The organism is Brachybacterium halotolerans, assembly GCF_016623465.1.
Classification (GTDB): Bacteria; Actinomycetota; Actinomycetes; order Actinomycetales; family Dermabacteraceae; genus Brachybacterium; species Brachybacterium halotolerans.
Genome location: NZ_JAEDAJ010000006.1, coordinates 134,060 through 160,326, shown reverse-complemented (window position 1 = coordinate 160,326; position 26,267 = coordinate 134,060). Strand labels below are relative to the sequence as shown.

Annotated in this window: 25 protein-coding genes; 10 read left to right on the top strand and 15 right to left on the bottom strand. The window is 71.6% G+C overall.

The window, feature by feature from the left end; translation table 11 throughout:
• From I8D64_RS11615 to I8D64_RS11580, 8 genes are all read right to left on the bottom strand, one after another.
• Window positions 1-2,631, bottom strand: coding sequence for a hypothetical protein (locus I8D64_RS11615; RefSeq protein WP_200502916.1), 2,631 nt, complete (start codon window positions 2,629-2,631; stop codon window positions 1-3).
• 323 nt (window positions 2,632-2,954) lie between these two features.
• Window positions 2,955-3,206 (bottom strand): hypothetical protein, encoded by a 252-nt coding sequence (locus I8D64_RS11610; protein ID WP_200502915.1) that lies wholly within the window; start codon window positions 3,204-3,206, stop codon window positions 2,955-2,957.
• Between the two features lie 573 nt (window positions 3,207-3,779).
• Window positions 3,780-4,439 carry a hypothetical protein gene (locus I8D64_RS11605; RefSeq protein WP_200502914.1) on the bottom strand — a complete coding sequence of 220 codons (660 nt, stop codon included), beginning with the start codon at window positions 4,437-4,439 and terminating at the stop codon, window positions 3,780-3,782.
• Window positions 4,355-4,849 carry a DUF4244 domain-containing protein gene (locus tag I8D64_RS17390; RefSeq protein WP_246482986.1) on the bottom strand — a complete coding sequence of 165 codons (495 nt, stop codon included), beginning with the start codon at window positions 4,847-4,849 and terminating at the stop codon, window positions 4,355-4,357. Before I8D64_RS17390 ends, I8D64_RS11605 begins: the two co-directional genes overlap by 85 nt.
• A gap of 117 nt (window positions 4,850-4,966) precedes the next feature.
• A complete protein-coding gene (locus tag I8D64_RS11595; protein ID WP_200502912.1) occupies window positions 4,967-6,082 on the bottom strand; it encodes a type II secretion system F family protein in 1,116 nt (371 codons plus the stop codon).
• Window positions 6,079-7,338, bottom strand: coding sequence for a TadA family conjugal transfer-associated ATPase (locus I8D64_RS11590; RefSeq protein WP_200502902.1), 1,260 nt, complete (start codon window positions 7,336-7,338; stop codon window positions 6,079-6,081). The genes I8D64_RS11595 and I8D64_RS11590 overlap by 4 nt, the downstream gene beginning before the upstream one ends.
• On the bottom strand, window positions 7,335-8,534 hold the full coding sequence (locus I8D64_RS11585) for a CpaE-like family protein (RefSeq protein ID WP_200502899.1): 1,200 nt from the start codon (window positions 8,532-8,534) through the stop codon (window positions 7,335-7,337). The genes I8D64_RS11590 and I8D64_RS11585 overlap by 4 nt, the downstream gene beginning before the upstream one ends.
• A 90-nt stretch (window positions 8,535-8,624) precedes the next feature.
• The gene (locus I8D64_RS11580) at window positions 8,625-9,443 is read right to left on the bottom strand and encodes an exodeoxyribonuclease III (RefSeq protein WP_200502898.1); all 819 of its coding nucleotides are present in this window, start codon (window positions 9,441-9,443) and stop codon (window positions 8,625-8,627) included.
• 125 nt (window positions 9,444-9,568) lie between these two features.
• Here I8D64_RS11580 and I8D64_RS11575 point away from each other — a divergent pair, with 125 nt between their 5' ends.
• From I8D64_RS11575 to I8D64_RS11565, 3 genes are read left to right on the top strand one after another with little or no spacing between them, the layout of a single operon-like run.
• Entirely contained in the window at window positions 9,569-10,876 is a 1,308-nt protein-coding gene (locus I8D64_RS11575; protein ID WP_200502897.1) for an amidohydrolase, read from the top strand.
• A gap of 9 nt (window positions 10,877-10,885) precedes the next feature.
• Window positions 10,886-11,731: an SDR family NAD(P)-dependent oxidoreductase gene (locus I8D64_RS11570; protein WP_200502896.1), complete on the top strand. Its 846-nt coding sequence runs from the start codon at window positions 10,886-10,888 to the stop codon at window positions 11,729-11,731.
• Window positions 11,732-11,774: 43 nt separating this feature from the next.
• On the top strand, window positions 11,775-12,419 hold the full coding sequence (locus I8D64_RS11565; RefSeq protein WP_200502893.1) for an orotate phosphoribosyltransferase: 645 nt from the start codon (window positions 11,775-11,777) through the stop codon (window positions 12,417-12,419).
• A gap of 13 nt (window positions 12,420-12,432) precedes the next feature.
• Here the strand turns inward: I8D64_RS11565 and ypfJ are convergent, their stop codons facing one another.
• Window positions 12,433-13,338 (bottom strand): KPN_02809 family neutral zinc metallopeptidase, encoded by a 906-nt coding sequence (ypfJ, locus tag I8D64_RS11560; RefSeq protein ID WP_200502892.1) that lies wholly within the window; start codon window positions 13,336-13,338, stop codon window positions 12,433-12,435.
• A 135-nt stretch (window positions 13,339-13,473) separates the two neighbouring features.
• Between ypfJ and I8D64_RS11555 the strand changes: the two genes are divergently transcribed.
• The 3 genes from I8D64_RS11555 (at window position 13,474) to fbaA (ending at window position 16,023) form a co-directional block, all read left to right on the top strand.
• Complete coding sequence (locus tag I8D64_RS11555; RefSeq protein ID WP_200502891.1) at window positions 13,474-14,175, top strand: DedA family protein; 702 nt, start codon at window positions 13,474-13,476, stop codon at window positions 14,173-14,175.
• A complete protein-coding gene (locus tag I8D64_RS11550) occupies window positions 14,168-14,821 on the top strand; it encodes a TrmH family RNA methyltransferase (RefSeq protein WP_200502890.1) in 654 nt (217 codons plus the stop codon). Before I8D64_RS11555 ends, I8D64_RS11550 begins: the two co-directional genes overlap by 8 nt.
• Before the next feature lie 173 nt (window positions 14,822-14,994).
• A complete protein-coding gene (fbaA, locus tag I8D64_RS11545; RefSeq protein WP_200502889.1) occupies window positions 14,995-16,023 on the top strand; it encodes a class II fructose-bisphosphate aldolase in 1,029 nt (342 codons plus the stop codon).
• Between the two features lie 131 nt (window positions 16,024-16,154).
• Here the strand turns inward: fbaA and I8D64_RS11540 are convergent, their stop codons facing one another.
• From I8D64_RS11540 to I8D64_RS11515, 6 genes are all read right to left on the bottom strand, one after another.
• Window positions 16,155-16,481: a DUF2516 family protein gene (locus I8D64_RS11540; RefSeq protein ID WP_200502887.1), complete on the bottom strand. Its 327-nt coding sequence runs from the start codon at window positions 16,479-16,481 to the stop codon at window positions 16,155-16,157.
• Between the two features lie 90 nt (window positions 16,482-16,571).
• A complete protein-coding gene (locus tag I8D64_RS11535) occupies window positions 16,572-17,894 on the bottom strand; it encodes an FUSC family protein (protein ID WP_200502885.1) in 1,323 nt (440 codons plus the stop codon).
• Window positions 17,891-18,433, bottom strand: coding sequence for a hypothetical protein (locus I8D64_RS11530; protein WP_246482985.1), 543 nt, complete (start codon window positions 18,431-18,433; stop codon window positions 17,891-17,893). The genes I8D64_RS11535 and I8D64_RS11530 overlap by 4 nt, the downstream gene beginning before the upstream one ends.
• A gap of 345 nt (window positions 18,434-18,778) precedes the next feature.
• Window positions 18,779-20,011, bottom strand: coding sequence for a CAF17-like 4Fe-4S cluster assembly/insertion protein YgfZ (gene ygfZ, locus I8D64_RS11525; protein ID WP_200503000.1), 1,233 nt, complete (start codon window positions 20,009-20,011; stop codon window positions 18,779-18,781).
• 10 nt (window positions 20,012-20,021) lie between these two features.
• Entirely contained in the window at window positions 20,022-20,663 is a 642-nt protein-coding gene (locus tag I8D64_RS11520) for a heme-binding beta-barrel domain-containing protein (protein WP_200502883.1), read from the bottom strand.
• A gap of 229 nt (window positions 20,664-20,892) precedes the next feature.
• On the bottom strand, window positions 20,893-21,642 hold the full coding sequence (locus tag I8D64_RS11515; protein ID WP_200502881.1) for a hypothetical protein: 750 nt from the start codon (window positions 21,640-21,642) through the stop codon (window positions 20,893-20,895).
• Between the two features lie 245 nt (window positions 21,643-21,887).
• On the opposite strand from I8D64_RS11515, the gene mshD reads away from it, so the two are divergent.
• The 4 genes from mshD (at window position 21,888) to pstS (ending at window position 26,166) form a co-directional block, all read left to right on the top strand.
• Window positions 21,888-22,856, top strand: coding sequence for a mycothiol synthase (gene mshD, locus I8D64_RS11510; RefSeq protein ID WP_200502879.1), 969 nt, complete (start codon window positions 21,888-21,890; stop codon window positions 22,854-22,856).
• A complete protein-coding gene (locus I8D64_RS11505) occupies window positions 22,853-23,803 on the top strand; it encodes an NUDIX hydrolase (RefSeq protein ID WP_200502877.1) in 951 nt (316 codons plus the stop codon). The genes mshD and I8D64_RS11505 overlap by 4 nt, the downstream gene beginning before the upstream one ends.
• Before the next feature lie 182 nt (window positions 23,804-23,985).
• Window positions 23,986-24,780, top strand: a complete 795-nt coding sequence (locus I8D64_RS11500) for a DUF4190 domain-containing protein (protein WP_200502875.1) — start codon at window positions 23,986-23,988, stop codon at window positions 24,778-24,780.
• 270 nt (window positions 24,781-25,050) lie between these two features.
• Window positions 25,051-26,166, top strand: coding sequence for a phosphate ABC transporter substrate-binding protein PstS (gene pstS / locus I8D64_RS11495; protein WP_200502873.1), 1,116 nt, complete (start codon window positions 25,051-25,053; stop codon window positions 26,164-26,166).
• Window positions 26,167-26,267 lie beyond the last annotated feature (101 nt).

Sequence of the window (26,267 nt, the reverse complement as noted above, 5' to 3'; positions counted from 1 at the left end):
TCAGTACTCCTCGGGCTCGTAGTTGGTGTCGGTCCGTGTCGTCGCCGCGGGTGCGGAGAGCATGTTGCTCAGGTGGGGCTCGAGTGCCGAGAGCGGGAGCATCTGCGCGACGCGCTCAGGACGGCGAGCGTTCTTCCAGTCGCCCTCGGTGACGGTGCCGAGCCCCCACGACTCGAGCCACTCGAGTCGTTCACTGACGGTCAACGACCCGTCAGCGAGGGCTGGGATGGTGATGACCCCCTGGCGGTGCGCCATGAGGATCGACATCAGTACGGCCCGGTGGGGCGTGACGATTCGTCGCCCCTTGCCGTGAGCGAAGCGGAGGTACCAGCCGTCCCACTGATCGACGGTGCGGAGGCAGCTGGTCTTGGCGATGTCTCTGGCGATCTCGCGTGCTCGTCGGGCGTCCTCGACCGTTTCCCAGGGCGCGGTCTCGAAACTCGCGATCTCCCACTTAGTCCCGTCCGGCAGGGCGACGCGCTCTGGGCGCATGGAATCCATCACGGGGCGGCGCTTGAGGTCGTAGTCCATGGACACGGCGCGCTTGACGACGGTCGGTACGAAGTCCTTCCGAGCGTCTCGTGAGGAAAGCTCCTGGAACGATGGGAAGACCTTGTAGGGGTTGCGCACCCGGCCTTCCCTGGTCGCGACCACGCGCATCAGGTACTCGCGGTCCTCAGCGCTGTCCTCGACGATGCCTTGCGGGACCTTGAGGCCGTTGTGCGCGCAGACCCCTCCGAGGGTGCTCGAGACGTTGCCGCGCGTGGTGAAGTTCAGCAGGTCCTGCTGAATGCCCTTGGACTCCCAGATAGACGGGTGCCCTGTCATGGCGAGGCGCGACTCCCGCACTTCCGCGGCCATCCCGTAGAGGTCGAACTGCTCGACCTCGCTCGCGGTCATATCGGTGATGAAGCCGTCGGTGGTCACGGAGAACACTTGGTGCCCGCTGTCGACGACCTGGTTCATCGTGGCGTTCAGGAGCGCCCGGACGATGCTGGTCGTCATCGCCGCGTGGTACGGACTGGTGATCGATGAGCCCCCGATCTCGTCCATCTCCTGCGCCCACGCGTTCCAGCCGCGGTGCTCGGTCACATCTTGTGCGAGCTTCCCGTAGATCGCGTTCACGGCCTCTTTGAGAGTCTGCTCCTCCAAGGAGCCCTTCCCGAACTCCGCACGGGCGCGTCGGCGGTCAGCGATCAGCAGCGCCACGCCTTCTCGAAGGGAACGGCTCGGAGTGCCGTCAGGATGAACCCGCGCTCGCCCGGTGTAACCCATCGAGCAAGTCACGGTCGCGCCGAGCTTCAGCGCCAACCAGAGCTCGGGCGCCGCCGCCCATGTACCCCCGGTCCCATCGCTCGTCCTCGCATAGATCAGCGTGTTGTCGTGCAAGATAGGGATGCACGGGAACGCGATGTCCTCAGGGAAGCTGAAGTTGACCCACCCAACGAACGGGGTCGTGGTGGAAGGGACGTCGTCGAGGGTCAGCTCCCGATCCTGCACCACAGGTGCCCCACCGAGTACCCCTGCCTCCCAGTCGAGGTCCACGACCATCCCCATGGCCGTGGGGTAGGCATTCTGCACATCGATGTCTTCGGTGCGACTCGTGTAGTAGCCAGGAGTGGGGCAGGAGTTGAGGCCGCCGTGGTATGCCTGGGCGCTGGCGTACATGAAGATCCCCGCGGGACCGTCCAGCGGAGCGAGCCCGCGCTTCTCGTAAAATGCGAGCTTGTCGGACTTCTCGATGATCTCGACCGCCTGGTTCTCCTTCACCAGGCCAGAGAATTCCTTCCTGAACGCGGCAGAATCGGGTGCTCCGAAGTACTTCTGGCCGATGCTGACCAACGCCTTCGCGGCACCACCGCCCAGGGTCGCCGGTGGGTCCATCCCTTCGCCCCAGATCGGCGCAAGGAACTCCAGGCAGATCACGGCATCGTTGATCCCGTACTCGAGAAAGCTCGTGAAGTCACTTGCGCGGTAGTCGTCCATGTTCTCGATCGCGCCTTCAGGCAGGTCGATCTTGGGGACGCCACAAGCATCGCCGAGGATCTTGAGCTTCTTCTTCCCGGCGGGAGCGAGGGCCATGCAGTCCCTGACGACGACCGCCATGGAACGCCACCAGCGACCGTTCGCATCGCTCCGCTGCAGCCGAAAAGGGCGCAGGGTCACGAGACCACCGGCCGCCGCCGTGAGATTGCTGAGAGGATCCTCGAGCGGGAGACGTCGATCGTCGCGAAAGGTCGTGAGATCGGCCTGAGCGTAGTGGCAGACCAGGGTGACCGGGACGCGGTGCTTGGCCAGCTCCTTGCGACGCTTGTCGCGGTCTGCATCCCAGAAGGCCCGCTTGTGCACCCCGCGGGCCGTCACACTGTCCTTCACGAGCGGGGATCGCCAGAGCTCGGCCGCGACGACCACTTCCCAGAGGGCAGTGACCATCGAGATGCGGTCACCATCGCATTGGGGGACGATCACTACCTCGACCATGAGCGTCGGGTCGGAGACGTCAGGCGTCACGAACTGCCAAGACATGATCGTGCGGGTGTCGCAGTCCGTCTTGAACTCTGTGTCGAAGCCGATCAGGATCGAGCTCTTGCCCGGACGCATCGCACGCACAGACTCCAGCTCGCCGAACAAGGCTGCAGAAGACGGGGTCGCGGGGTCGTGATCCGGGGACCCCATAGGTGCCAATGACCCCGCCGTGTTCACGCAGGTCAAGTGCGTCTTCCGAGCGCCCGAGGTTGGTGACGTCGCGCAGATGTCACCAGCCGGGGCCCCGCTGGTAGTGGAGGGCAGCAGCCTCAGATGCGATGCTGCCGAGCTACGGGTAGCACGATGGCGAGCTCGGGGGACTCGACGTACATAGACGTCGAAGTGGTTCGCAGTGCCGCGCGGCTTCGCTGCATCGGCGATCTCGTGTACAGCCCACTCGTCCACCTGGACGAGGTCTTCGGTCGCGCTCATCGCTGCCCTCCGGAAAGGACAACAGCGAGGCGCTCGCGCTGGGGCGCCGTCAGCGGCGGGGCGCTGTCGACGAGCCTCTGGATCGCGATCGGCGCGCGATGCGAATGCGCGTCGTCGCGCTCGAGAGGCTGGCGGTGAAGCTGCTTAGGCGGTGCGGTGAGCTGAAGAACATCAGCATTCGTCGCAGGAGCGCTCGCGCGCTCAAACGCAGTGCTGGGTGAAACGGTGGTGGCGATAAGGCCGACCATGCTGGCTCCTCAGGAGTCAGCACCCATACATCAGTGGCCGCTGGAGATCCTCTCCGCCTGCCGGCGGAGAGCGCTGTGCGGAGGCCGTGTCCTCGTCGGGGACGCACGCCCATCTCGACGAGTGCGGGTCACGTTCGACCGGCCTTATCCGAGGGAGCCCATCTGCCTCGGGGCCTCGACTCTGGTCTTACCTGCGCGGCGGGAGTCGCACCTATCCCGCGCAGTCGGGTCACATTGGCTGCCGGTGGAGCCCATCCCGTTGCTCCGGCACGCGACTCAGCCCTGTTTTCCGAGAGAGGCGGGTCGCCCGCGTGTCCCTCGAGCATCGGTGTGCCGGTCCGATGCCTTGCACTGCTCCGCCGGGTGGCACGTCCCGGTCGGGGTGACGGCCGAGCATCGGCCGCAACCCAACTTTACATCGCAGGTAACTGTCAGACAAGAGGGGTGAGGCGCGAAGCTCGCTCTCCCCTGCACTCATGTGCACAGCTACCGTCAACGCCCGCAAAGATGACGGCCAGCCTCGTGAGGTCTCCGGATCAGAGGCAACCGAAAGAATCGACTCGACCCGTCGCATCAGAGGAGCGGATTATCCAGATCCATTGATGCGACCTTGCTGGTGCCTTCCACGATGCCTTCAAGTTGACGTGCGCGCTCGACGTATGTGTGCGCCACGCCTTCCGTTGGCTCAACCTCGCCATGCGCCACTTGATTTCTAGCTTCACGCAAGCTTTCTACTGCTTCAAAGAAGGAACTCGACAATTGGTTTGTTTTTCGTGCGCGCTCAATAATCGTCGTTGGATTCGTCGCCGGACGCCCCCTTCCCGCGTTAATTCGCCCGAGGTCTGACAACTTTTCGACGAGTGACTGCCACGCTTGCAGGATGGCTCCCGATGGGTCCGAGGCAATCCTTGACTGTTCGGTCAACCTTGCGCCGTTCGGGTCCCTAGGAGTGTCTGTGGGTGCGTCTAGGTTTTCAGGTGTGGTGGCGGTGTCACTGATGGGGGGCTCGGCACCTCGACTGGCGCTCGAATCATCAATTGCCCGGTCGGTACTTGTCTCGACGTTCTTGATGGTTTCAACAAATTCCACTTCTCCGCCGAACCCCTTTGCGGTCTTTAGCCGCTCCAAGAGCCTTCGGAGTGGATCAATCAAAATGAGCGCGAGGACAAATAGCACAACTGGCCACGACAGCAGGTCCCCGATGACCGACGCAAAGAACTCTCTCCATCCCATGAGCGGATGATGCCATACGCGGTGCGGCAAGAGCGCGTGGTGGGGCAGAGTGCCGGGGCATCCTGGGCAGCTTGGCTGCTCACAAGTCGTCGGTGGTGGCGCTCCTGCCCCTGACGGGGTGCATCCGTGTCGGCGGTTGCTCCCCTGGTGAGCAAGATATGCCCTAGGCGCGCAACGGTGGCGAGCACCGTGATGGCGTATTCCGCGGTCGACGCGCCCGCGTCGTCCCGCAGGGCCGCTCCCAGGCGGTGCCGGGTGGGACCGAACACGCCGGTGCCGCCGCGCGGAGCATGCGAGCGCGCGGGCGGGCCCGACGCGGCCCGGGTGGTCGTCGGCCCCACGGGAGTGGGACGGGTGGAGGCCGAGCGCCTGCGAGGCGGGACGGGCTGGGTGAGGACGAGTGCGGACATGGGGATCTCCTTCGGATGGACCCGCGGGTGCGGGTGATGACGCACCGCCGATCGGCGGCGCGGACCGGGCCTGAGCCCGGGGGTCATGGGTGATGCGGGCCGGAGGACCCGCGGCGTTCACGCGACGGGGAGCCAGGTCTCCACGCCCAGGGATCCGCTCAGCAGCGAGGCGACGGTCGGGATGATGCCGAGCAGCACGAAAGCGGGGAGCAGGGTGGTGCCGGTGGGCAGGACCAGGCGCACGGCCAGGCGCGCGGCCGCCGCCTCCGCATCCCGTGCGCGGTCGCGACGGGCGTCCCGCGCGGCGCCGTTGAGGACCCGCGTGAGGTCCGCGCCGGAGCGCTCGGCCAGCAGTGCGGATTCCCCGAGCACGGTGAGCTCTGGAGGCAGGTGCTGCGCGGCGAGCACGGAGGGCACGCCTGCCGCGAGGGACTGCGCGAAGCGGTCCAGGTCCGCGGCGGCGGTCTGCGAGGTCGGATCCTCGGCGAGGGCCCGCGCCACCACGGATGCGGCACCGGCCAGCGGCAGCCCGGAGGTCATCGCTCCGGCGATGAGATCCAGCAGCACGGAGGGGTCCACGCCGCTGTGCGCGTGGCCTTCGGCGGTCCGCAGGAGAGAGCGCATCCACCACCAGCCCGCGAGGGTCAGGGCGCAGCCGCAGATCAGCAGCAGACGACCGGAGGCGGTGCCGAACAGGATCCGCAGGGGATCGGCGCCCAGGAGCGCGCCCAGGGTGATCCCGGCGAGGGGCAGTCCCAGCAGGATGCGGCCGGTCGCCCGCGGGCCCGCGAAGGCGCTGCGGCGTGCGGCCGCGGCGTCGTGCAGTCCGCGCAGCGCGCCCGCGAGCCCTTCGAGAAGGGAGGACATGGGGGCGCCGCTGTGCTCGCAGACCTCGAGCGCGGTGCCGAGCGCCCGGATCTCCGCGGAGCGGGAGAGACGTCCCTGGGCGGCGCGGCGAGGATCGGCGCCTGCGCTCACGCGGGCGGCCAGCTGGGAGAGCTCGCCGGGCGGCAGCGAGTCGGCGACGATCCTCCATGCGCCGCGCACGGGCGACCCGCTGCCGAGCACCACGGCGAGGCGCTCGACCATGCGGGCCACGTCCAGCGTGCTCGCGTGCTGCGGACGGCGGGGGAGGTGCAGGGCGCGCCGATCGGTCGCGGCGACGGCCGGCCCCCTGCTCCAGACCACGAGGAGGACGAGAGGGGCGGCGAGCAGCAGGGGGAGGATGCTCATCGGTCCGCCTCCTGCCGCCCCGCCCCGCCGGGGGAGAGGGCGCTGTGGCGGCCCCTGGCGCGGTCCGCACCCGTGGGTCCCGCGGCCGGGGACGCAGACAGGCCGAGGCGGCGGGTGAGACGGTCCCATCCGGGACCGGTGACGGCCACGTCCTCGCGAAGGTCCAGGGCGGGCACCGCGCGCAGCGCCCCGTCCGGTCCGCGTTCGAGCACCGCGAGCTCGACGATCCGGCGTCTGCCGTGAGGACGGCCGAGGTGCACGACCACTTCGAGGGCGCTCGCGGCCTGCGCGGCGAGCGCCTGCCGGTCCAGTCCTCCCAGAGCGCCGAGCGCCTCGAGCCGGGCGGGGACGTCCAGGGCGGTGTTGGCATGCAGGGTCCCGCAGCCGCCCTCGTGTCCCGTGTTCAGCGCCTGGAGGAGTTCACGCACCTCGGCGCCGCGGCATTCGCCCAGCACCACGCGGTCCGGGCGCATGCGCAGGCTCTGGCGGACCAGGTCGGTCAGGTCCACCGCGCCGGTGCCCTCGCTGTTGGCGTGCCGGGACTGGAGGTGCACCGCATGGGGGTGGTCGATGCGCAGCTCCTGCGCGTCCTCGATGACGACGATGCGCTCGCTCTCGGGGACGAGGGCGAGCAGCGCCCCGAGCAGGGTCGTCTTGCCCGTCCCGGTGCCGCCTGTGACGACGAACGCCGCGCGGGCGGCGACGAGCGCGCGCATCACCTCGGGAAGCGGGTCCGGCAGAGCACCCGCCGCCTCGAGATCCGCGAGGGTCATCGTGCGCTCGGAGGGCAGGCGCAGGGAGATCAGGGCGCCGGTGGGCGAGAGCGGCGAGAGCACGCCGTGGAAGCGGATGCCGCCGGGCAGGCGGGCGTCCGCGCAGGGCACGGCGTCGTCGAGGCGCCTGCCGCCCAGCGTCGCCAGGCGCACGGCGAGCGAGCGCGCCTGCTCGGGGCTGACGTGCACGGGACTGCGGTGCAGCCCCTCGGCGCCGTCCACCCACACGCTGCCGTCGCCGTTGACGAGCACGTCGGTGACGCCGGGACCCACGAGGTCCTGCAGCGGTCCGAGTCCGGAGACGTGGTCGCGCACGCGGCTCGTGATCTCGAGCATCGCGGCGGCGCCGAGCACACGGCCCTCCCGGCGCAGCGCCCGGGAGACCCGGGACACGTCGACGGGGCCCGGCTCCGCCGCGAGATCCTCGCGCACCCGGTCGATCACCGCGTCGAGGGCTCCCTCCGGGGCGCCGACGGCGCTCATCGCGCGTCCTCCCAGCTCGACGCGAGGCGACGGGCGAGGCCGTCCGCTCCTCGGCGGCGCACGTCCAGCAGCGGCACGGTCCCGCGCGAGGAGTCCGCGAAGCGCCCGGCGACGCCCAGGTGCAGCGCCTCCCGGACATCCGCGGAGGACACGGGTCCGCGACCGCGGAGCACGGCCTCGGCGCCCCCTGGCGGCAGGTGCCAGGCGGCGAGGCGCCGGGCGGTGGCGCGCAGGGCGTGGTCGGTCGCCGGCAGCACCACGTACAGGCGGTCGAGGTGCGCGATCGCCGGGCCCACCAGATCGGGGGCGAGGTCGACCACGACCTGCGCCGTGAGGGAGTCGAGCGCGGCCAGCACGTGGTCGAGCTGCATGCCGCTGGGAGCGGGATCCTCCCGTGCCACGAGCAGGTGCACGTCGTCGACCTCGGGGAGTCCGGCGACCAGGGCCTCGCCGTCGGCAGCATCGATCCCGGAGAGGTCCTCCCAGCAGGCGCCGCGCAGCTCCGGGGCCTCGACGAGGGCGTCGAGGCCGCCGCCCATCGGGTCGGCGTCGATCAGCACGCTCGAGCGGCCGGCCCGGGCGGCCGCTCCCGCGAGCCGTGCGGCGAGGCTCGAGGCGCCCGCCCCGCCGCACCCGCCGACCACCCCGATGATGCGGGCGCTCTGGCGCGGTCGCAGCGCGTCCCCCAGCAGTGAGAGCAGGCGCGTCGAGTCCTCCGGGAGGCGCAGCACGGCCGCCGCCTCGAGTTCGAGCGCGCGCCGCCACACGGGTTCGGAGACCGGACGATCGGTGACCACGAGCAGCCTGGAGCGGGCGGTGCGCGGAGGATCGGCGAGCAGCGCGGCGGGCGTGCACAGGTGCAGCGCCTCGCGTGCGTCGGCCCCTCTCCCGGTTCCGGCGCGTCCGGCGGGCCCGGAACTCCCCGGTGCGGCGGGCTCCCGGGCGTCGCGCAGCACGGCGCCGGCCGCACCGGCGTGGTCCGCGACCAGCGCCCGCAGGCTCCCCGCGGCGTCCTCCTCCACGGCGACGTCGTGCCAGAGGACGACGGCCGACGCGCCGCCCACAGCTCCGGATCCCTGTCCCCGCCCTCGCTGATCAGCGGCGTGCTCCCGCGGTCCCGCGGCGCTCGGCGGGGAGGAGGCGGCCGGGAACCGGGAGGGTGTGCGGAGTGCGGGACGGTCCAGGAGGCTGGTCATGCCCCCAGCGTCGGCGCGAGCGGGCTCCCCGTCAGCCCCGAACCCCGGATGGGGGATAAACGGGCATTGTGGAGGACCCGCGGAGCGGGCTCAGAGCTCCAGGTCCAGCACCACGGGCGCGTGGTCGGAGGCGCCCTTGCCCTTGCGCTCCTCGCGGTCGATGAACGAGGCGCGGTATGCCGACTGCACGGCGGGGGAGCCGAGTGCGAAGTCGATGCGCATGCCCTCCTTCTTCGGGAATCGCAGCTGTTGGTAGTCCCAGTACGTGTACACGCCGGGGCCCGGGTGATCGGGGCGCACCAGGTCCGCGAAGCCCTCGTCGACCACGGCCCGGAACGCCGAGCGCTCGGGCTCGGTGACGTGCGTCCTGCCCTCGAAGAACTCCATCGACCAGACGTCGTCGTCCTCGGGGGCGACGTTGAAGTCACCGGTCAGGAGCACGCGGGCGTCGGCGTCGGCGGCGAGCTCGCGGGCACCCTCGGCGCGCAGCGCCTCGAGCCAGCGCAGCTTGTAGCCGTAGTGCGGGTGGTCGATCTCGCGTCCGTTGGGCACGTACAGGGACCACAGGCGCAGGCCGCCCGAGCCGTGCTCGGCGCCGCCGACGACGGCGCCGAGCGCGCGCGCCTCGACCACGCCGTCCTCGTCGTCGGGCCAGGCGGGGACCGCCGGCAGCTCGGTGCGCACGTCGCTCAGGCCGACGCGCGAGGCGATCGCGACGCCGTTCCACTGGTTCAGGCCGTGCGCGGCGACCTCGTACCCGGCGGCCTCGAGACCGCTGAGGTCCAGCTGCTGGGGCTTCGCCTTGATCTCCTGCAGGGCGATCACGTCGATCTCCTGGCGCTCGAGCAGCGCGAGCAGCCGATCCATCCGGGCGCGCAGGGAGTTGATGTTCCAGGTGGCGATCCGCATGGGACGAGTCTATGCGGGCGGGCCGACGCGCCCGTCCCCTCGATCGGCACGCCCCCTCCGGCCCGCCGGACCCGCCGCGTCCGATCCCCCTGCACACCGGCCGACCGAGGATGCACAGTAGGGGCATGGACTTCGCGATCGAGCAGAGCCTGACATCGATGGGGGACTGGCAGGAGGACCTCTACAAGGACGTCCACCGCCACCCCGAGCTGAGCATGCAGGAGGAGCGGACGGCCGGGAGGATCGAGAGCGAGCTCGCGCAGCTGGGCCTGGAGACGCGCCGGTTCGGCGGGACGGGCGTGGTCGCCGTGATCGAGAACGGGCAGGGGCCGACGGTCCTCGCCCGCGCCGACATCGACGCCCTGCCCGTCACCGAGGACGAGATCGTCGACTACCGCTCCGAGACCGAGGGGGTCATGCACGCCTGCGGCCACGACTTCCATCTCTCCGCGCTGCTGGGCGCGGTGCGCGCCCTGGTCGAGAACCGCGAGGGCTGGAGCGGTACCTACGTCGCCGTGTTCCAGCCCGGCGAGGAGAAGGCCGACGGCGCCCTCTCGATGCTCCGCGACGGCCTCGCGGAGGCCGTGCCGCGGCCCGACGTGGCGCTCGGTCAGCACGTCATGCCGGGGATCGCCGGCCAGGTCGCGATCACCGGCGGGCCCGTCCTCTCCCAGGGCGACTCCGTGCACATCACCCTGCACGGCCGCGGCGCCCACGGCTCCATGCCGCATCTCGCCGTCGACCCCGTGGTGCTCGCCTCGAGCATCGTGCTGCGCCTGCAGCAGATCGTCTCCCGCGAGATCCCGCCGGGCTCCTTCTCCGTGGTGACCGTCGGCGCGCTGAACGCCGGGACCAAGTCCAACGTCATCCCCGCGACCGCCGAGCTGCGCCTGAACCTTCGCCACTACGACACGGACGTGCGCGACCAGGTGATCGCCGCCCTCGAGCGCATCGTGCGCGCCGAGTGCGAGGCCTCCGGCTGCCCGCAGGAGCCCGAGTTCGAGTACTACGACCAGTACCCGCTGACCAGCAACGATCCGGAGCAGGAGCAGCTCGTGCAGGCCGCCTTCGAGGAGGCCTTCGACGACGGGCAGGTGATCACGATGGCCCCGGCGACCGCGAGCGAGGACTTCTCGCACCTTCCCGACGCCTTCGGCGCGCCGTACGTGTACTGGACCGTCGGCGGCACCGATCCCGACCTCTATCGCCGCGCGCAGGCCGCCGGCACGATCGCGAGCGACGTCCCCGCGAACCACCAGAGCGCCTTCGTGCCGCAGCTGCGCCCGACGCTCGCGGTGATGACGCGCGCGCAGGTCGTCGCCGCCCTCGCATACCTGGACGGCGCCGCCTCGGACCACCCGGGCTCCGGCACCCCGGAGCAGTCCTCCTCCGACACCTCGGACAGCGCCGCCGACGCGCCCCCGCGCGACTAGCATCAGGACATGGCACGCGCACTGGTCACCGGCTCGACCGCCGGACTGGGCCTCGAATTCGCCTGGCAGCTCGCCGGGACGGGGCATGACCTGCTGCTCGTCGCCCGCGACGAAGGGCGCCTGCGGGCGGTCGCCGAGCAGATCCGCCACGTGCACAAGGTCGAGGTCGATGTGCTCGCGGCCGACCTCTCCGTGCGCCGCGAGCTGGATCGCGTGGCCACCGCCGTCACCGACCCCGTCGCCCCGGTCTCCCTGCTCGTGAACAACGCGGGATACGGGCTGCGCGGGCGCTTCCTCGAGGTCGGCGTCGAGGAGCACGAGAAGCAGATGGACACGCTGATCCGGGCCGTCCTCGTCCTCTCCCATGCGGCCGCGCGGGTGATGGTCCAGCGTCGCTGCGGCGCCATCATCAACGTCAGCTCCCTGGCTGGCTACACCGCCGCTGGTCCCTATGCGGCCTCCAAGAGCTGGGTCACCGTGTTCACCGAGTCCCTGGCGACCGAGCTCGAGGGCACGGGCGTCACGGCGACCGCGCTGCTTCCCGGTTTCGTCGCCACCGAGTTCCACGAGCGCGCCTCGATCAACGTCGAGGGCCTGCCCCGCGTGACCTGGCTGAAGGCCCCGTTCGTGGTGGAGCAGGCCCTGCGCGACGCCGCCAAGGGACAGGTCCTCTCGATCCCCTCGGTGAAGTACCGGGCCGCGGGAGAGGTCTCCCGCCTCGCGCCCCGCCGCCTCGTGCGGATGCTCGCCTCCCCTCGGTGGGAGGCCGCGGCCGGCCGACGGGCCCTCGGCCGCGCACGCCGGCGCGCGTCCCGGCGCCGGCTGAAGGCCCCGTGGCAGCGCGAGGACGGCTGAGCGCACGACGCGGAGGGATGCGCGCTGCGTCTACCCTGGTGCCATGCCCGATATCTCGACCGCCGACGCGCGCGCCCGCCTGCTCCAGCTCATCGACGACCTCGCCGTGGTGCGCGGGAAGGTGACGCTCTCCTCCGGAGCCGAGGCCGACTACTACATCGACCTGCGCCGCATCACCCTGCACCACGAGGCCGCCCCGCTCGTCGGCCGCGTCATGCTCGACCTGCTCGCCTCCGACGGGCTGCTCCACGGGGCCGACGCCGCGAGCGCCGTGGGCGGCCTGACGCTCGGCGCGGATCCGGTCGCGACCTCGATCCTCCACACCGCCGCGCACGACGGGGCCGCCGCGGGCGCCCATCCCTGGTCGAACTTCGCGGCCGAGGAGGGCGTCTCCGCCCTGCCCTCGCCGCGCCTGGACGCGTTCGTCGTGCGCAAGGCGAACAAGGCCCACGGCCTGCAGCGCCGCATCGAGGGCCCCGACATCGCGGGCCGCGACGTCATCGCCGTCGAGGACACCTCGACCACCGGGGGCAGCGTGCTCACCGCGTGCGAGGCGATCGAGGAGGCCGGCGCGCGGATCCGGGCCGTCGCGGTGATCATGGACCGCGGCACCGGTGCCCGCGAGAAGATCGAGGCGGCCGGCTACCGCTACCTCTCCGCGTTCTCGGTCGACGAGCTCAGCATCTGAGGGGACCGGCCCCTCACAGGTCCGAGGTCGAGAAGGTGTCGCAGGACTCCGGATCGCCGGACTCGTAGCCGGTGGTGAACCACTTCTGGCGCTGCGCGGAGGAGCCGTGCGTCCAGGTCTCGGGGTTCACGTCCCCGCCCGAGACCTCGCCTTGGATGTGGTCGTCGCCCACGGCGCTCGCCGCCGAGAGCGCGTCGGAGATGTCCTCGTCGGTGAGCGGCTCGAGGAACGCCTGGCCCTCCTGGTCCTTCGAGGACGAGGCATGGTCCGCCCACACGCCCGCGTAGCAGTCGGCCTGCAGCTCGAGGCGCACGCCGTCGCTCGTCGGGCCCTTCTGCGAGTGGTCGATGCGGTCCATCGTGCCCTGCAGGTTCTGGATGTGGTGGCCGTACTCGTGGGCGACCACGTACTCCTTCGCGAAGGCGCCGGCGGACGCCCCGTAGGTCGAGCTGAGCTCGTCGTAGAAGCTCGCGTCGATGTAGATGGTGCTGTCGGCGGGGCAGTAGAAGGGGCCGACGTCCCGTGAGGCGGCGCCGCAGCCCGTGTTCGTCTGACCGGAGAAGAGCCTACCGCGCGGCTCGCTGAAGGTGATGCCCGTCTGCGGGGCGAGGTCCCGCCAGGTGGCGTCGGCCGATTCGACGGTGGCCTGGACGAGGCAGACGTCCGAGGCGTTCGCGTCGGCTCCCGTCGTGCACCCGGTGTCCCCGCCCGTGCCCTGGTCCTGCGACTGCGAGCTGCCCGTGTCCGATCCCTGCAGCAGGTCCAGCGGATTCCCGCCCATGATCGCGTAGATCACCACGATCACCAGGAGCAGGCAGCCGCCGCCCCCGCCGCCGATGGCGATGCCGCGGCCGCGACCGCCGCCACCGCTGCGGGAGACGTTGTCCGAGCGGATGTCGGCGTTCGGGTTGAAGGTCATGGGGCACACAGTAGAAGGTCAGGCGCATGCCAGGAAGCTGATCGGCGCGACCACTACGATGGACCTGCCCGTCCACGAGCGAGAGGCCCCCATGACCTGCGCGCCCGCATCCGTCCCGCGAGCCGGGGCGTCCCGATGAACGTCGTCGACTGGGCCGTGGACACGATGGACGCCCTGGGCGGCCTCGGCGTCGCCCTGCTCATCTTCCTCGAGAACGTGTTCCCGCCGATCCCCTCCGAGGTGATCCTGCCGCTCGCGGGGGTGGCCGCCGCGAAGGAGGGGCACTCCTTCCTCGAGATGCTGCTGTGCTCGCTGGTGGGATCGGTCGCCGGGGCGTGGGTCCTGTACGGACTGGGCCGGGCTCTCGGTCCCGCGCGGCTGCGCTCCCTGTTCCTGCGGCTGCCGCTGCTGCACGTCGAGGACTTCGACCGGACGGTCGAGTGGATGCGCCGGCACGGCACCAAGGGCGTGTTCTTCGGCCGCATGGTCCCCGGGATCCGGTCGCTCGTGTCCATCCCCGCGGGCCTGTTCGCGATGCCGTTCTGGCGCTTCACGCTGCTCACCCTCGCGGGCAGCGCGATCTGGAACGCCCTGTTCATCACGCTGGGGTTCACGCTCGGCGCGAACTGGCACGTCATCGAGCCGTTCACCGAGGTCATCTCGAACATCGTGTACGTGGTGATCGCGCTGCTCCTCGTGATCTGGGTGGTGCGGCTCGTACGACGCGAGCGGCGCCGCCGTGCCCAGGGTTTGCCCGACCCGGACCTCAGGGTCCGCGCGCAGGAGCGCGGCGAGGGCGGGATGGACCGGGACGACAGGACGTCGAGTCATGACTGAGCCCGTCGGCCCCGAGCGGGAGGTCGGCGTCGGCCCGCATCCCGAGCCGTGGCCCGAGGATCCCCGGCTGGACCCCGAGCTGCTCGCCGGCGGGGACCGCCGCAACGTCGTGGACCGCTACCGCTACTGGCGGCGCGAGGCGATCATCGCCGACCTCGACGCCCATCGCACCGGGCTGCACGTCGCGATCGAGAACCTCGAGCACGACGCGAACATCGGCTCGATCGTGCGCACCGCGAACGCCTTCGCGGTGGGCGCCTTCCACATCGTCGGGCGCCGCCGGTGGAACCGTCGCGGCGCCATGGTCACCGATCGCTACCAGCACGAGATCCACCATCCCGACGCCGCGGACCTCGCCGCCTGGGCGCACGAGCGGGGCAGGCCGCTGATCGCGATCGACATCATCCCCGGCGCCAGGCCGCTCGAGCGGGCCCGGCTGCCCGAGCGCGCTGTCCTCGTCTTCGGGCAGGAGGGCCCCGGGATCAGTCCGGAGCTGCTCGCGGTCTGCGACGAGGTCCTCGAGATCACGCAGCTGGGCTCGACCCGCTCGCTCAACGTCGCGGCTGCGGCCGCGATCGCCATGCACACCTGGATGCGCCAGCATGCGCTCCGCGGGGAGGGCGTAGCGGGCACGGACGCGGGGTGATCGCGCGCCGGAGCTCCCGGGCGGGGCTCCGCGCCGGCGGCGTCCGCGGACCCGTGTCCACGGGCGCGGACCGGAGGTTCCGTTCAGACGCCGGCGTGAGAGAATCAACTGCACTGCGCGCCGTCGCGGCGCGCGTTCCGATGCCGTTACTCGCACTCGCGTGAGGAGCACACATGCCCATCGCATCCCCTGACAAGTACGCCGAGATGATCGACCGCGCCAAGAAGGGCGCGTTCGCCTACCCCGCGGTGAACGTCTCGAGCTCGCAGACGGCCATCGCGGCGCTGCAGGGCTTCACCGAGGCGAACACCGACGGCATCATCCAGGTGTCCTTCGGCGGTGCGGAGTACCTGTCCGGCTCGACGGTCAAGGACCGGGTGGCCGGTTCGATCGCTCTGGCGCAGTTCGTCCACGCCGTCGCGGACAACTACCCGATCAACGTCGCGCTCCACACCGACCACTGCGCCAAGGAGGTCCTGCCCACCTGGGTCGAGCCCCTCATCGAGTGGGACCTCGAGAACCGCGTGAAGAAGGGCCTCGACCCGCTGTTCCAGTCGCACATGTGGGACGGCTCCGCGGTCCCGGTCGACGAGAACCTCGAGATCGCCGAGCGTCTGCTCGCCAAGACCGCCGAGTCCAAGAAGATCCTCGAGATCGAGGTCGGAGTGGTCGGCGGCGAGGAGGACGGCGTCCAGGCGGACGTCTCCAACGACAAGCTCTTCTCCACCCCGGAGGACGGCCTGAAGACCGCCAAGAAGCTGGGCCTGGGCGAGAACGGCCGCTACCTCACCGCTCTCACCTTCGGCAACGTGCACGGCGTCTACAAGCCGGGCAACGTCAAGCTGCGCCCCTCCGTCCTCAAGGACATCCAGGACGCGGTGGGCAAGGAGTACGGCCAGGACAAGCCGTTCGACCTGGTGATGCACGGCGGCTCCGGCTCCACGCTCGAGGAGATCCAGGAGGCGGTGGACAACGGCGTCATCAAGATGAACATCGACACCGACACCCAGTACGCCTTCACGCGCCCGGCCGCCGGCCACATGTTCGACAACTACGAGGGCGTCCTCAAGGTCGACGGCGAGGTCGGCAACAAGAAGGCCTACGACCCCCGCGCCTGGGGCAAGAAGGCCGAGGCCGGCATGGCCGCCCGCATCGTCGAGGCTTCGCAGAACCTGCGCAGCGCGGGCACGCACGAGGCCTGATCCGACCGGTCCGGCCGGTCCGGCCGACGGGCCAGGCCTCACCCCGGAACGGGGCATCCACCGTCGCGGTGGATGCCCCGTTCCGCGTCCGCGGACCGGTGGTCGGCGCGGGGGCGAGGTCGGCGGGCGGGTCAGTACCGGTTGTTGCGCGAGCGCTCCATGACGGAGCGCAGGGCCGGCAGGACGTCGGCCAGGAAGACGCCGGAGATCACGATCGCGATCACCATCAGCAGCATCGAGGAGCCGCCGGTGCCCACCGGGGCGGGCAGGGCGAGGAAGCCGAGCAGCAGGGCGAGACCCGTGAGCAGGCCCCAGAACAGCTTCGTGCGCTTGCCCGCCGCCGTGTAGGCATCGGGGCGGAAGCGCAGAGCGTTGACCAGCGCCCAGATCTCGATGGCGAAGAGCACCACCGCGATCACGGCGAAGATCCAGTACTGGGCGACTGCGAGCCAGAGCATGCGGTCAGGATAACGGCACAGCTCGGGCGCGGGATGGGAGGCGCCCCGGGCCGGGAGGCCTGCGTGCCGGGCGGCCGGCGCTCCGAGCGGCTATCCCCGTCGGCGGTCGGGGTCGGAGCGGTCGGTGATCAGCAGCTCGAGCGCCTCGGTGGTGGCGGGCGGTTCGACGGCCGACATCTCGCGGGTGAGCGGACGCGGCCCGATGGTGTCGCCGTCGGCCGCGATGAGCAGGCTGGGCAGGAAGCGCTGCGCGTCCTTGTGATCCAGCCCGGTGGCCTCGAGCAGGTCGATCGCGAGCGAGCGCAGCTGGATGACGAGGGCGACGCCCTCGAAGTGGTCGACCCGGCCCAGGCGCGTGCCGTCGTCGCTGCGCAGCATCGTCTCGGGCGTGAGGTAGGAGCAGAAGATGCGCAGCGCCCGGCGCGCCTCGGTGAAGTCGCCGTCGGAGTCGACGGCCTCGCGCAGGGCGACGGCGGCATCATGGGCGGCGAGCAGGGCGTCAGCCAGGCGCGCATGGGAGCTGCGGCCCTTGACCGACTCGAGGAAGGCGACCTCGTGCCGGGCGATGACGCGCACGTTGCGCACGGCGCGATCGGAGCCGATGAGCAGATGCTGCAGACGCCCGACGTCGCCCGCCCGCCGCAGGTGGGTGGGGGAGAAGGTGGCGATCTCCTCGGCCGCGTTGTTCGCGATGCGCCACTCGTCCACGAGCTCCTGGGAGGTGGTGCGGATCTGCGAGAGCGCGGCGTTCGCGACCTTCACGTCCCCCGTGCGGGCTGCGAGCGACATCTGCGTGAGCGCGTCCTCGAGCGCCCGGTACAGCGAGTGCGCGGCCGACCGCTGCCCCCGACGGGGATCGCCCGAGGTCAGCAGGTGGACGAGGATGCCCACGACCACGCCCGTGAGCGCGTCGAGGATGCGGCCGCCCGGGCTCATCGACGGGGTGAGCGGCATGACCGTGACCAGCAGCGACTGGATCGACATCTGCATCGTGAAGACGATCCCGGAGTCGATGAGCCGGGCCAGCAGGCCGGCCGTCACCACGACGACCGCGATCTGCCACGTGCCCGAGCCGATCGTCGCGCGGGCGAGCTCGCCCAGCAGCACGCCGCACATCACGCCCGTGGACATCTCCAGCACCTTGCGGACCTTCTTCTCCGTGCTGGACACGCCGATGATCACGAAGGCGGCGATGGCCGCGAAGAAGGGGAACTGGTGGCCCCACACGAAGTGCGCGAACAGGTAGGCGACCGCGGTCGCGGTGCCCGCGCGGGCGATGCTGCCCAGGCCCTTGCGGTCGCGCTCGACGCCCTCGCCGATGCGGCTGGAGATCGCCGCGCGCACGCGGTCGCCGAGCGGCGGCTTCGGGGTGTCGATGTCCGTGGTGGTGGTCGTCGGCTCGGTCCTGCTCATGCGAACACCGGATCCGTCAGCCGCATCTCGAGAAGCTCCCTGAGGTCGAAGGTCTCGCCGTCGCGCCCGCCGCGGCCCACGACAAGGGGTGCGTCGACGGGCTCGATCTCCGCCCCGCGCAGTCGTGTGAGCAGGCCGCCGTCGGCCCGCAGGATGTAATAGCGCGCCTCGGTGTCGATGCCGATCGTGCGGTCCTGCTTGAGGTACCAGCCGTGCAGCGGGGTGCGGATCGTCCCGGACCCCTTGTAGGGGAGGGCGCGCAGCGGGCGCGGGGCGATGCCCGCGCTCTCGAACCGCTCGATGTACTCGCGCAGGATCGCGGTGGCCTTCTCGTGCTCGGTCCGACGTGCGTGCTTGAGTGCCTGCTCCTGCGCGGCGATCACGGCGGCGCGCTGCTGCGACCAGGAGGGCGGATCGCCCCGGCGGTCCTCCGGCACCTCGCCTCGCGGCATCTCGCCCTGCGGCGCCTCGCCGTGCGGCAACTCGCCCTGCGGCATCTCGCCCTGCGGCATCCCGTGCCGCTCACCCTGCGCGCTCATGCCCATGGCCCCATTGTGTCAGGCCCCGCGGCGCACGGCGCGCGGTCTGGGCCGGGGCCGCAGCACCCAGGAAGCTGCGTGGGCCGGGGGCCGCGTGGCCCGGTGGTGTCGCGGAAGGGCACATACGGGACATCTCTGCCATATATGGCAGAGATGTCCCGTATACGCCGTTCCACGACACGAAGCCGTCTCCGGAGGTGGGGGATCGGGACCACCACCCGGATCTCAGACTCGGCCGCTCCACGACTCGCCGGACGCCGGCGGCAGGGCACCGGCGGGCGGGCGACGGCGGCCGGGTGACGGCGGGCGGGTTACGGCGGGCGGGCAACGCCGGGCCGCGGCGCCTCAGAGTCGCGCCGTGCGGGGCCTCTCGCCGTGCTCGCGGGTGATCACGACGGGCTCCTGCGTCGCATCGAGCCAGGTGATCTCGACGTCCTCGGCCGATGGCCCCATTCCGTCAGCCCCGTCGACCCCGTCAGCCCCGTCGGCCTCGCCGCCGTCATCCCACGGGCCCGCGCTGATCCGGGACCCGATGACGAGGGGCGCGTCGAGCGGGGCGGCGCGCTTGAGGACGGCCAGGGCGATCGGGCCGAGGTCCGCGTGGGTGGCCGCGGAGGTCACGGTGCCCACGAGCTTGCCCTCGCTGCCACCCAGGCGCACGGGATCGCCGTGCCGGGGCATGACGTTCTGCGAGCCGTCGACCAGCAGCATCGTGAGTCGGCGCGGGGGCTGACCCAGGTTCAGCACCTTGGCAACGGTCTCCTGACCGCGGTAGCAGCCCTTGGCCGTGTGGACGGCGGTGCGCAGCAGGTCGAGCTCGTGCGGGATGCTGCGCTCGTCGACCTCGGTGGCCTGGCGCGCGCGGTGGGAGGCGATGCGCAGGGCCTCGGCCGCCTCGCTGCCGGCGAGGTGCTCGACGCGCCAGGGGAGCGCTGCGAGGGCGTCCGCGTCGAAGGCGGTGAGCACCCAGTCGGTGCCGTCCTCTGGATCGGGCCCGTAGGCGACGTGGCCGGGGGCGACCGCGGGGTGCGGATCGGTCCACACGAAGGCGGGATCGGGGAGATCGAGGCCCGTCGGCCCGAGCGCCGCCGCACCCAGGATGTTCCCGGCGGGCGCGAGGCCGCCCAGCAGGCGCAGATCGTCGCGGTCCGTGATCTCGACGCGCGCGGCGAAGCGCATCATCTCGAGGTAGCGGCGTAGGCCCGCCCGGGAGCCAGGATCGGTGACCAGCAGGATCGTGTCCTCGCCGGTGACAGCGGCGGAGGCCAGGTGCTCGACCCGGCCCTGCGGGCTCAGGACGGCGAGGGAGCGCGAGGCGCCCACGGGGGCATCGGTGAGGACCTGCGAGGTGACCGTGGTGAGCCAGCTGCGGGCGTCGGCCCCGCGGAGCTCGAGGATCTCGTGGCCGCCGAGGTCGACGACGGCGCGGCGCGAGAGGAGGCGGCGCTGCTCCCGCAGCGGGGCTCCGTAGTGGGCGGGCATGCCGCGGTCGGGGCCGTCCTCTGCGAGCACGGCGCCGGATCCCGTCAGCAGGGGCGGGTGGATCGGCTGCGGCGGGGGAGCGGGCTGCTCGGTCATGTCGGTCACGTCAGCCACGGTCGAGCTCGACCGAGAGGTAGGGGGAGAGCTCGTTCGGCGCGGCGGGATCGGTCGCGCGCTCCCACAGCCACATGAGACGGCCGCCGACGAGCCCGAACATGCGGGTCGTGGCGATCGAGCCGTCGGCGGCACGGGCCGTGGGGGAGGTGCGCAGGCCCAGCTGGATGCGCGGTCCGCGCACCTCGCCGGCCCAGGTCTCCTCGCCGTCCTCCCGGGAGATCACGAGCTCGACGCCGTACGAGACGACGCCGGCGGGATCGCCGGGCTTGGCGGCGCGGGCGGCCTCGAGGTCCTGGCCGGGCAGAGGATCGCCGACGCGCCAGAAGCCCTTCTCCCGCACCAGCAGGCTGCGCTCGCCCGTGCCGGCCTCCTGCTCCGGGACCTTCTCGGGGTCGACGAACGCGCTCGTGGGCGGCAGCGGGGCAGGGGCGTCGACCAGGTCGGTCGACATCACCCAGACCAGGGTGCCGTCCTCGTTCGCGGAGGTCACGAGCTTCTGCTCGATGCGGCGGCCGATCAGCTCGCCGTCCTCGTCGGGGAGCTGGGCGGCGCCGTCGCCGTTCCAGGAGCCGACGAGCCAGGCCAGCGGGAAGAGGCTCTCAGGAAGCGATTGATCCAGGACGATCGGCATCGGATCAGCGGCCGAACAGGCGGGTGACCACGAGGACGGCGAATCCGGCGGTGCCGAGCCCGACGACGCCGACGAGAGCGGTGAACACGAGGGACAGAACAGACATGCTCACACTGTACCGGCCACGGCGCCTCGAGCGGGCCGACGGGACGGCCGTGCAACGGACAGGATCACGCGCACCGGAGCCCGGCGCGAACCGGCGCGGGGAGCCGCGACTCCGCGGGGCCCCTCAGCCCAGAAGACGCTGGGTGAGCAGCGCCACGACGCCGATCGTGGCGACGGGACCGGCGGCGACGGCGAGGGAGGGCAGGGGCTCTCGTGCGGCGAGCACCGACCCCAGCAGCAGGTGCACGCCGCTCGCGCCCACCGCGAGCACCGCGCCCACGAGCAGCGCGATCGGCCAGGCGATCGCGGATATCTCGTGCATCATGAGTGCGGTGGTGCCCGCACCCAGCACGATCGCGAGGATCAGCCGGGGCGTGCGCGGCAGGCCGATGGCCGTGACGAGCAGCGTCACGGCGAGGCCGGCCCCGGAGGCGGCGAGCAGGCCCACCTCGGCGGGGGTCGCGGCGTCGGCCTGGGCGACCACCCAGGTCGCGGAGATCCCGGTGAGCATCACACCGCCCACGGTGCCGGTGAGCGAGGCGGAGAGCTCCTCGCGGCTATGGCGGAGCATCTGGTGGACGAAGGCACCGAAGATGCCGAGCGCGCAGGCGACCACGACGCTCCACAGCGGCTCCCCGGTCTCCGCGGTGCGCACGCTGAGCAGGGCGGCGAGCATGCCCGTGGCCACGATGACGATGCGCGAGCCGAGCGCGCTGGGGAGCTCGAGCAGGTCCGGCCAGCCGATGCCCACGAGCAGGGCGAGCACGCACAGCAGTGCCGCCATCAGCGGGACCGAGGCGCCGCCGGTGAGCGTCACCAGGCTCAGCAGGACCGCCAGGACGGCTCCCAGAGGGGCCCGTTCCGATGCGGTCATCCGCCCACCTCGCACTCGTCTCGCTGTCGTCGTCCGCGTTCGTTCTGCCCTGGTCCGGATCCGTGGTCCGGAGCCGGCTCGTCGCCGGTCGTCCGCGGGTCCGCGCGCCCTCCGGGACTCCCGGTTCGGCGCCGGTTCCCGCGCCGAGGGCGGGCGTCCCGGGACCGCTCAGGGGAACGCTACAGTGGCAGTCTACGAGCCGCCGACGGCGGAGCCCTGCCACGGACCATAAGGACACCCACCGCATGATCGTCACGGACGAGCTGCGCCCTGCGCAGCGCCCGGCGGTCGACCTCCTCCTCGAGCGGACCCGCGCCCACGACGGCGTCGCCGCGCTGGACGAGGCCGCGCTGTTCGCCCTGCACGCCGAGCGTGCCGACGGGACGCTGCACCTGCTGCTCGCCGATTCCTCGTCGGACTCACCGGGCTCAGCGGACTCGTCGGCCCCGGCGCGCGCCCTCGCCTACGCCTCCGTCCTGCCCGACGGCACCGCGCAGGGCGCCGTGGACCCCGAGGTCCGCCGCCGCGGCCTGGGATCGCGGCTGCTGGACGCGGTCCTCGAACGTCGCCCCGACGCCGGGATCTGGGCCCATGGAGCGCTCGACGCCTCCCTCGCCTTCCTGCGCGAGCGCGGTCTCGAGCCCGTGCGCGAGCTGCTCACGATGCGCCGCGTGCTCGGACAGGGTGCCGACGGCGACGCCGGGATCCCGGCGCGCGAGCCCCGCGATCCCGCGATCGCGCTGGATGCCTTCGATCCGGCGCGCGACGCCGACGCCTGGGTGCGCGTGAACGCGCGCGCCTTCGCCGGCCATCCCGAGCAGGGCCGCCTGACCCGCGCGGACCTCGACGAGCGCATGGCCCAGCCCTGGTTCCGGGCCGATGACCTCCACGTGGCCCGCCGCGACGGCGAGCTGCTGGGCTTCGTCTGGGTCAAGCGCGAGGAGGCCGAGGACCCCCGGAGCGCGCCCGACGCGGAGATCTACGCCGTGGGCACCGACCCCGACGCCGCAGGCCAGGGCGTCGCCGGAGCCCTGCTCAATCGCGCCCTGCGCGCTCTCGCCGCGGACGGCGTCGGCGCAGCGACGCTCTACGTCGAGGGGGACAACACTCCTGCGCTCGGCCTCTACGAGCACCTGGGCTTCGACGTCTCCGGCCGCGATCTCCAGTTCCGCCGGGGCCGCGGGGCCGGCTCGTCGGACGCGACGGACGCATGAGCACGCTGGCAGTCCCCGGCGCCCAGCCCGCCGTGCTCGCGGCGGGCGCGCTGATCTGGCGCGAGAAGCACGGCACGGTGCAGGTGCTGCTCGTGCACCGCCCCCGCTACGACGACTGGTCGATCCCCAAGGGGAAGCTCGAGGCCAAGGAGACGTTCCCCGCCGCGGCCGTCCGCGAGGTGGGGGAGGAGACCGGGTACCGCGTGCGGCTGCACCGTCCGCTGCCCGCCTCCGTCTACCTGCTGCCCGACGGCCGCTCGAAGATCGTCCAGTACTGGACCGCGGCCGTGCGCTCGCGCATCGGACCCGGCCCGAAGAATCCCAAGGAGATCGACGAGACCCGCTGGGTGCAGATCTCCGAGGCCGAGCAGCTGCTCACCCGGCAGACCGACCGCGTGACCCTCACCGCGCTCTCCGAGCAGCTCGCCGAGGACACCGCGCGCACCCGGCCGATCATCATCCAGCGCCATGCCGCGGCCGTCTCCCGCTCGAAGTGGCGCGACGGCGAGAAGAGCCGACCCCTGAACTCGAAGGGGAAGAAGCAGGCCAAGGCCCTGCCGCCGATGATCGACGCCTTCGCGCCGGACTCCGTGGTCTCCAGCCCCTGGAAGCGCTGCCGGGCGACGATCCAGCCGTACGCGCGGCTCTCCGGCCTGGACATCTCCACCAAGGAATCCCTCACCGAGGCCGGGCACGCCTCCGAGCCCTCGCGCACCGCTGCGGTCGTCGAGCGCGTGCTGCGCGAGGCGCGGCCCACGATCCTGTGCACCCACCGGCCCGTGCTCCCCACCGTCATCGACACCGTGCGCGAGTTCGCGAGCCGCGAGGCCGCCCTCGAGCTCCCGCGCTCGGACCCGTATCTCTCCGCCGGCGAGGCGCTCATCGTGCATGCGGTGCCCGGCGGCCGGATCGTCGCCGTCGAGCGCCACCAGCCGCGCATCGAGTGACCGTGCGGCCGGGCCCGTCCGGACGGCATGCTCCGCCGACGGGCCGACGGGCCGACGGGCCGACGGGCCGATGGGCCGATGGGCCGACGGTCCGCGGACCAGCGGGTGGAAGGCGCCGCCCGGCAGAATGAAGCATGTGGGGCGGTGGGCCCCGACACGACCCTGCAGGAGGACACGATCCGATGAGTGACAGCAGCGGCTACGGCGGCTTCAGCGCCCCCGGCCCCCAGGACCCGCAGGGCTCCGCGCCGTCGCCCTACGGCGCGGGTGATTCCAGCAGCGCCGGCGATTCCTTCGGTTCGAGCGATCCGTACGGCTCGAGCGCCCCCTACGGTTCGGGCTCTCCGTATGGACCGAGTTCCTCCTACGGACCGGATTCCTCCTATGGATCAGGTTCCTCCTATGGATCAGGTTCCTCCTACGGGTCGGGCGATCCGCACGGCTCGAGCACCGGGTACGGATCCAGCGATCCGTACGGCTCGACGGAGCCCTACGGCTCGAACGGCGGAAACGGTCCGACGGATCCCTATGCCCCGGCCTCCGGCTCGTCGGCCCCCTCGGGAGGGCCCTTCGGGTCGCCGGACCAGGCGCCCCGGCCCGACGGGACGCCGAGCCACCAGCCCTCGTACCAGCCGTCCTACCAGCCCGCCTCCCACCCGTCGTACCAGGCCTCCACGGCGTACCCCGGCGGGATGCACGGCGCCGGGTACGCGCCTCGGCCGACGTCGGGGATGGCGATCGCCGGCTTCGTCCTGGGCCTCGTGGGCCTCGTGGTGGCCTGCGGCGCCCTCTCGCCGCTCGGCGTCATCTTCTCCGTCATCGGCATGCAGGCGACGGGGGAGAACAGCACCCACGGCGGGCGAGGGTTCGCGATCGCGGGTCTGATCATCTCGATCGTCGGCACCCTCCTCCTGCTCCTCGTCGTCGGCGGGTTCGTGCTCGGCTCCCTGGCGGAGTCCACGTCCGAGACCTACTGACCCGATACCGGACCCCCGAGCCGCTGCCGCGGCCCGAGCTGTGACCGGACCGTGACCTCGGTGTGATGCACCTGTATATGCAGCCTGACCTGCGCTTCCGATGCCTGAGCGCGGGAGTGCGCCGCCCGTTCATCTGACGTTCACACGGCGGCGGGCGAGCGGACACCTCGGCTCCCTAGCGTCGCGCATGTCGCCCCCGCCGGGTATCCCGCCCGGTCACCCTGAGGCGCGCTCCTCGTACTCGTGGGCCCTGCCCCGGAAGGAATCGCAGTGATCGTTCGCAAGACCACGCTCGCCCCTCTCGCCGCGCTCGGACTCACCGCCGCACTCGCCCTGTCCGCCTGTGGCGGCTCCGACGGCGGCACACCCGCGTCGGACGGGGGCGGCGCGGCCGCATCCGGCAGCGTCTCCGGCAAGCTCGCTGGCGCCGGCGCCTCCTCCGCCGAGTCGGCCGAGAGCGCCTGGACCCAGAGCTTCCAGGCTGTGAACCCCGATGCTCAGGTGACCTACGACTCCGTCGGCTCCGGAGCGGGCCGCGAGCAGTTCCTGAACTCCGGCGTCCAGTTCGCCGGCACGGACGCCGCCCTCACGAAGGACGAGATCAAGCAGTCGGCCGACGCCTGCCAGGGCGGCAAGGCCTTCGACGTGCCGATCTACATCTCCCCGATCGCCGTCGTCTTCAACCTCAAGGGCGTCGACGACCTGCAGCTCTCCCCGGAGACCATCGCCGGGATCTTCGCCGGCGACATCACCACCTGGGACGACGCGGCGATCAAGAAGGACAACCCGGACGCCGACCTGCCGTCGACCAAGATCACCCCGGTGCACCGCTCGGACTCCTCCGGCACCACCGAGAACTTCACGCAGTACCTCGAGAAGACCGCCCCCAAGGCGTGGAAGCACGGCGAGGTCGAGGACTGGCCCGTCAAGGGCGGCCAGTCCGGTGACGGCACCTCCGGTCTGATCTCCGTGGTCGAGGGCGGCGACGGCACCATCGGCTACGCCGACGCCTCGAAGGCCGGCAACCTGGGCATCGCCAAGATCAAGGTGGGCGACGAGTACGTCGAGTACTCGCCCGAGGCAGCCGCCAAGGCCGTCGAGGACTCCCCGCGCGAGAAGGACCGCGAGGACGGCGACATCGTCGTCCAGCTGGATCGCACCCTGGACGATCCCTCGACCTACCCGCTGGTCCTCGTGTCCTACATGGCCCTCTGCGACACCTACAAGGACCAGGAGACCGCTGACCTCGTGAAGTCCTACGCTTCCTACGTGGTCTCCTCGGAGGGCCAGAAGGCCTCCGGCGAGGTCGCCGGCAACGCGCCGCTGTCCGACACCCTCTCCAAGGACGCCACCGCCTCGATCGAGAAGATCAAGGCCAAGGGCTGAGTCCCGACCGATCGATGAGCGCACGGCCGACGGGCGCTCGGGTGCGCCGCACGGGGAACGACTCCCGCGTGCGGCGCACCCGGCCGTCGGCCCTCTCACCG

Coding starts and splice junctions, on each gene's coding strand:
- I8D64_RS11610 (WP_200502915.1), bottom strand. CDS start 3,206: ATGGTCGGCCTTATCGCCACCACCGTTTCACCCAGCACTGCGTTTGAG.
- I8D64_RS11605 (WP_200502914.1), bottom strand. CDS start 4,439: ATGGGATGGAGAGAGTTCTTTGCGTCGGTCATCGGGGACCTGCTGTCG.
- I8D64_RS17390 (WP_246482986.1), bottom strand. CDS start 4,849: ATGTCCGCACTCGTCCTCACCCAGCCCGTCCCGCCTCGCAGGCGCTCG.
- I8D64_RS11595 (WP_200502912.1), bottom strand. CDS start 6,082: ATGAGCATCCTCCCCCTGCTGCTCGCCGCCCCTCTCGTCCTCCTCGTG.
- I8D64_RS11590 (WP_200502902.1), bottom strand. CDS start 7,338: ATGAGCGCCGTCGGCGCCCCGGAGGGAGCCCTCGACGCGGTGATCGAC.
- I8D64_RS11585 (WP_200502899.1), bottom strand. CDS start 8,534: ATGACCAGCCTCCTGGACCGTCCCGCACTCCGCACACCCTCCCGGTTC.
- I8D64_RS11580 (WP_200502898.1), bottom strand. CDS start 9,443: ATGCGGATCGCCACCTGGAACATCAACTCCCTGCGCGCCCGGATGGAT.
- I8D64_RS11575 (WP_200502897.1), top strand. CDS start 9,569: ATGGACTTCGCGATCGAGCAGAGCCTGACATCGATGGGGGACTGGCAG.
- I8D64_RS11570 (WP_200502896.1), top strand. CDS start 10,886: ATGGCACGCGCACTGGTCACCGGCTCGACCGCCGGACTGGGCCTCGAA.
- I8D64_RS11565 (WP_200502893.1), top strand. CDS start 11,775: ATGCCCGATATCTCGACCGCCGACGCGCGCGCCCGCCTGCTCCAGCTC.
- ypfJ (WP_200502892.1), bottom strand. CDS start 13,338: ATGACCTTCAACCCGAACGCCGACATCCGCTCGGACAACGTCTCCCGC.
- I8D64_RS11555 (WP_200502891.1), top strand. CDS start 13,474: ATGAACGTCGTCGACTGGGCCGTGGACACGATGGACGCCCTGGGCGGC.
- I8D64_RS11550 (WP_200502890.1), top strand. CDS start 14,168: ATGACTGAGCCCGTCGGCCCCGAGCGGGAGGTCGGCGTCGGCCCGCAT.
- fbaA (WP_200502889.1), top strand. CDS start 14,995: ATGCCCATCGCATCCCCTGACAAGTACGCCGAGATGATCGACCGCGCC.
- I8D64_RS11540 (WP_200502887.1), bottom strand. CDS start 16,481: ATGCTCTGGCTCGCAGTCGCCCAGTACTGGATCTTCGCCGTGATCGCG.
- I8D64_RS11535 (WP_200502885.1), bottom strand. CDS start 17,894: ATGAGCAGGACCGAGCCGACGACCACCACCACGGACATCGACACCCCG.
- I8D64_RS11530 (WP_246482985.1), bottom strand. CDS start 18,433: ATGAGCGCGCAGGGTGAGCGGCACGGGATGCCGCAGGGCGAGATGCCG.
- ygfZ (WP_200503000.1), bottom strand. CDS start 20,011: ATGACCGAGCAGCCCGCTCCCCCGCCGCAGCCGATCCACCCGCCCCTG.
- I8D64_RS11520 (WP_200502883.1), bottom strand. CDS start 20,663: ATGCCGATCGTCCTGGATCAATCGCTTCCTGAGAGCCTCTTCCCGCTG.
- I8D64_RS11515 (WP_200502881.1), bottom strand. CDS start 21,642: ATGACCGCATCGGAACGGGCCCCTCTGGGAGCCGTCCTGGCGGTCCTG.
- mshD (WP_200502879.1), top strand. CDS start 21,888: ATGATCGTCACGGACGAGCTGCGCCCTGCGCAGCGCCCGGCGGTCGAC.
- I8D64_RS11505 (WP_200502877.1), top strand. CDS start 22,853: ATGAGCACGCTGGCAGTCCCCGGCGCCCAGCCCGCCGTGCTCGCGGCG.
- I8D64_RS11500 (WP_200502875.1), top strand. CDS start 23,986: ATGAGTGACAGCAGCGGCTACGGCGGCTTCAGCGCCCCCGGCCCCCAG.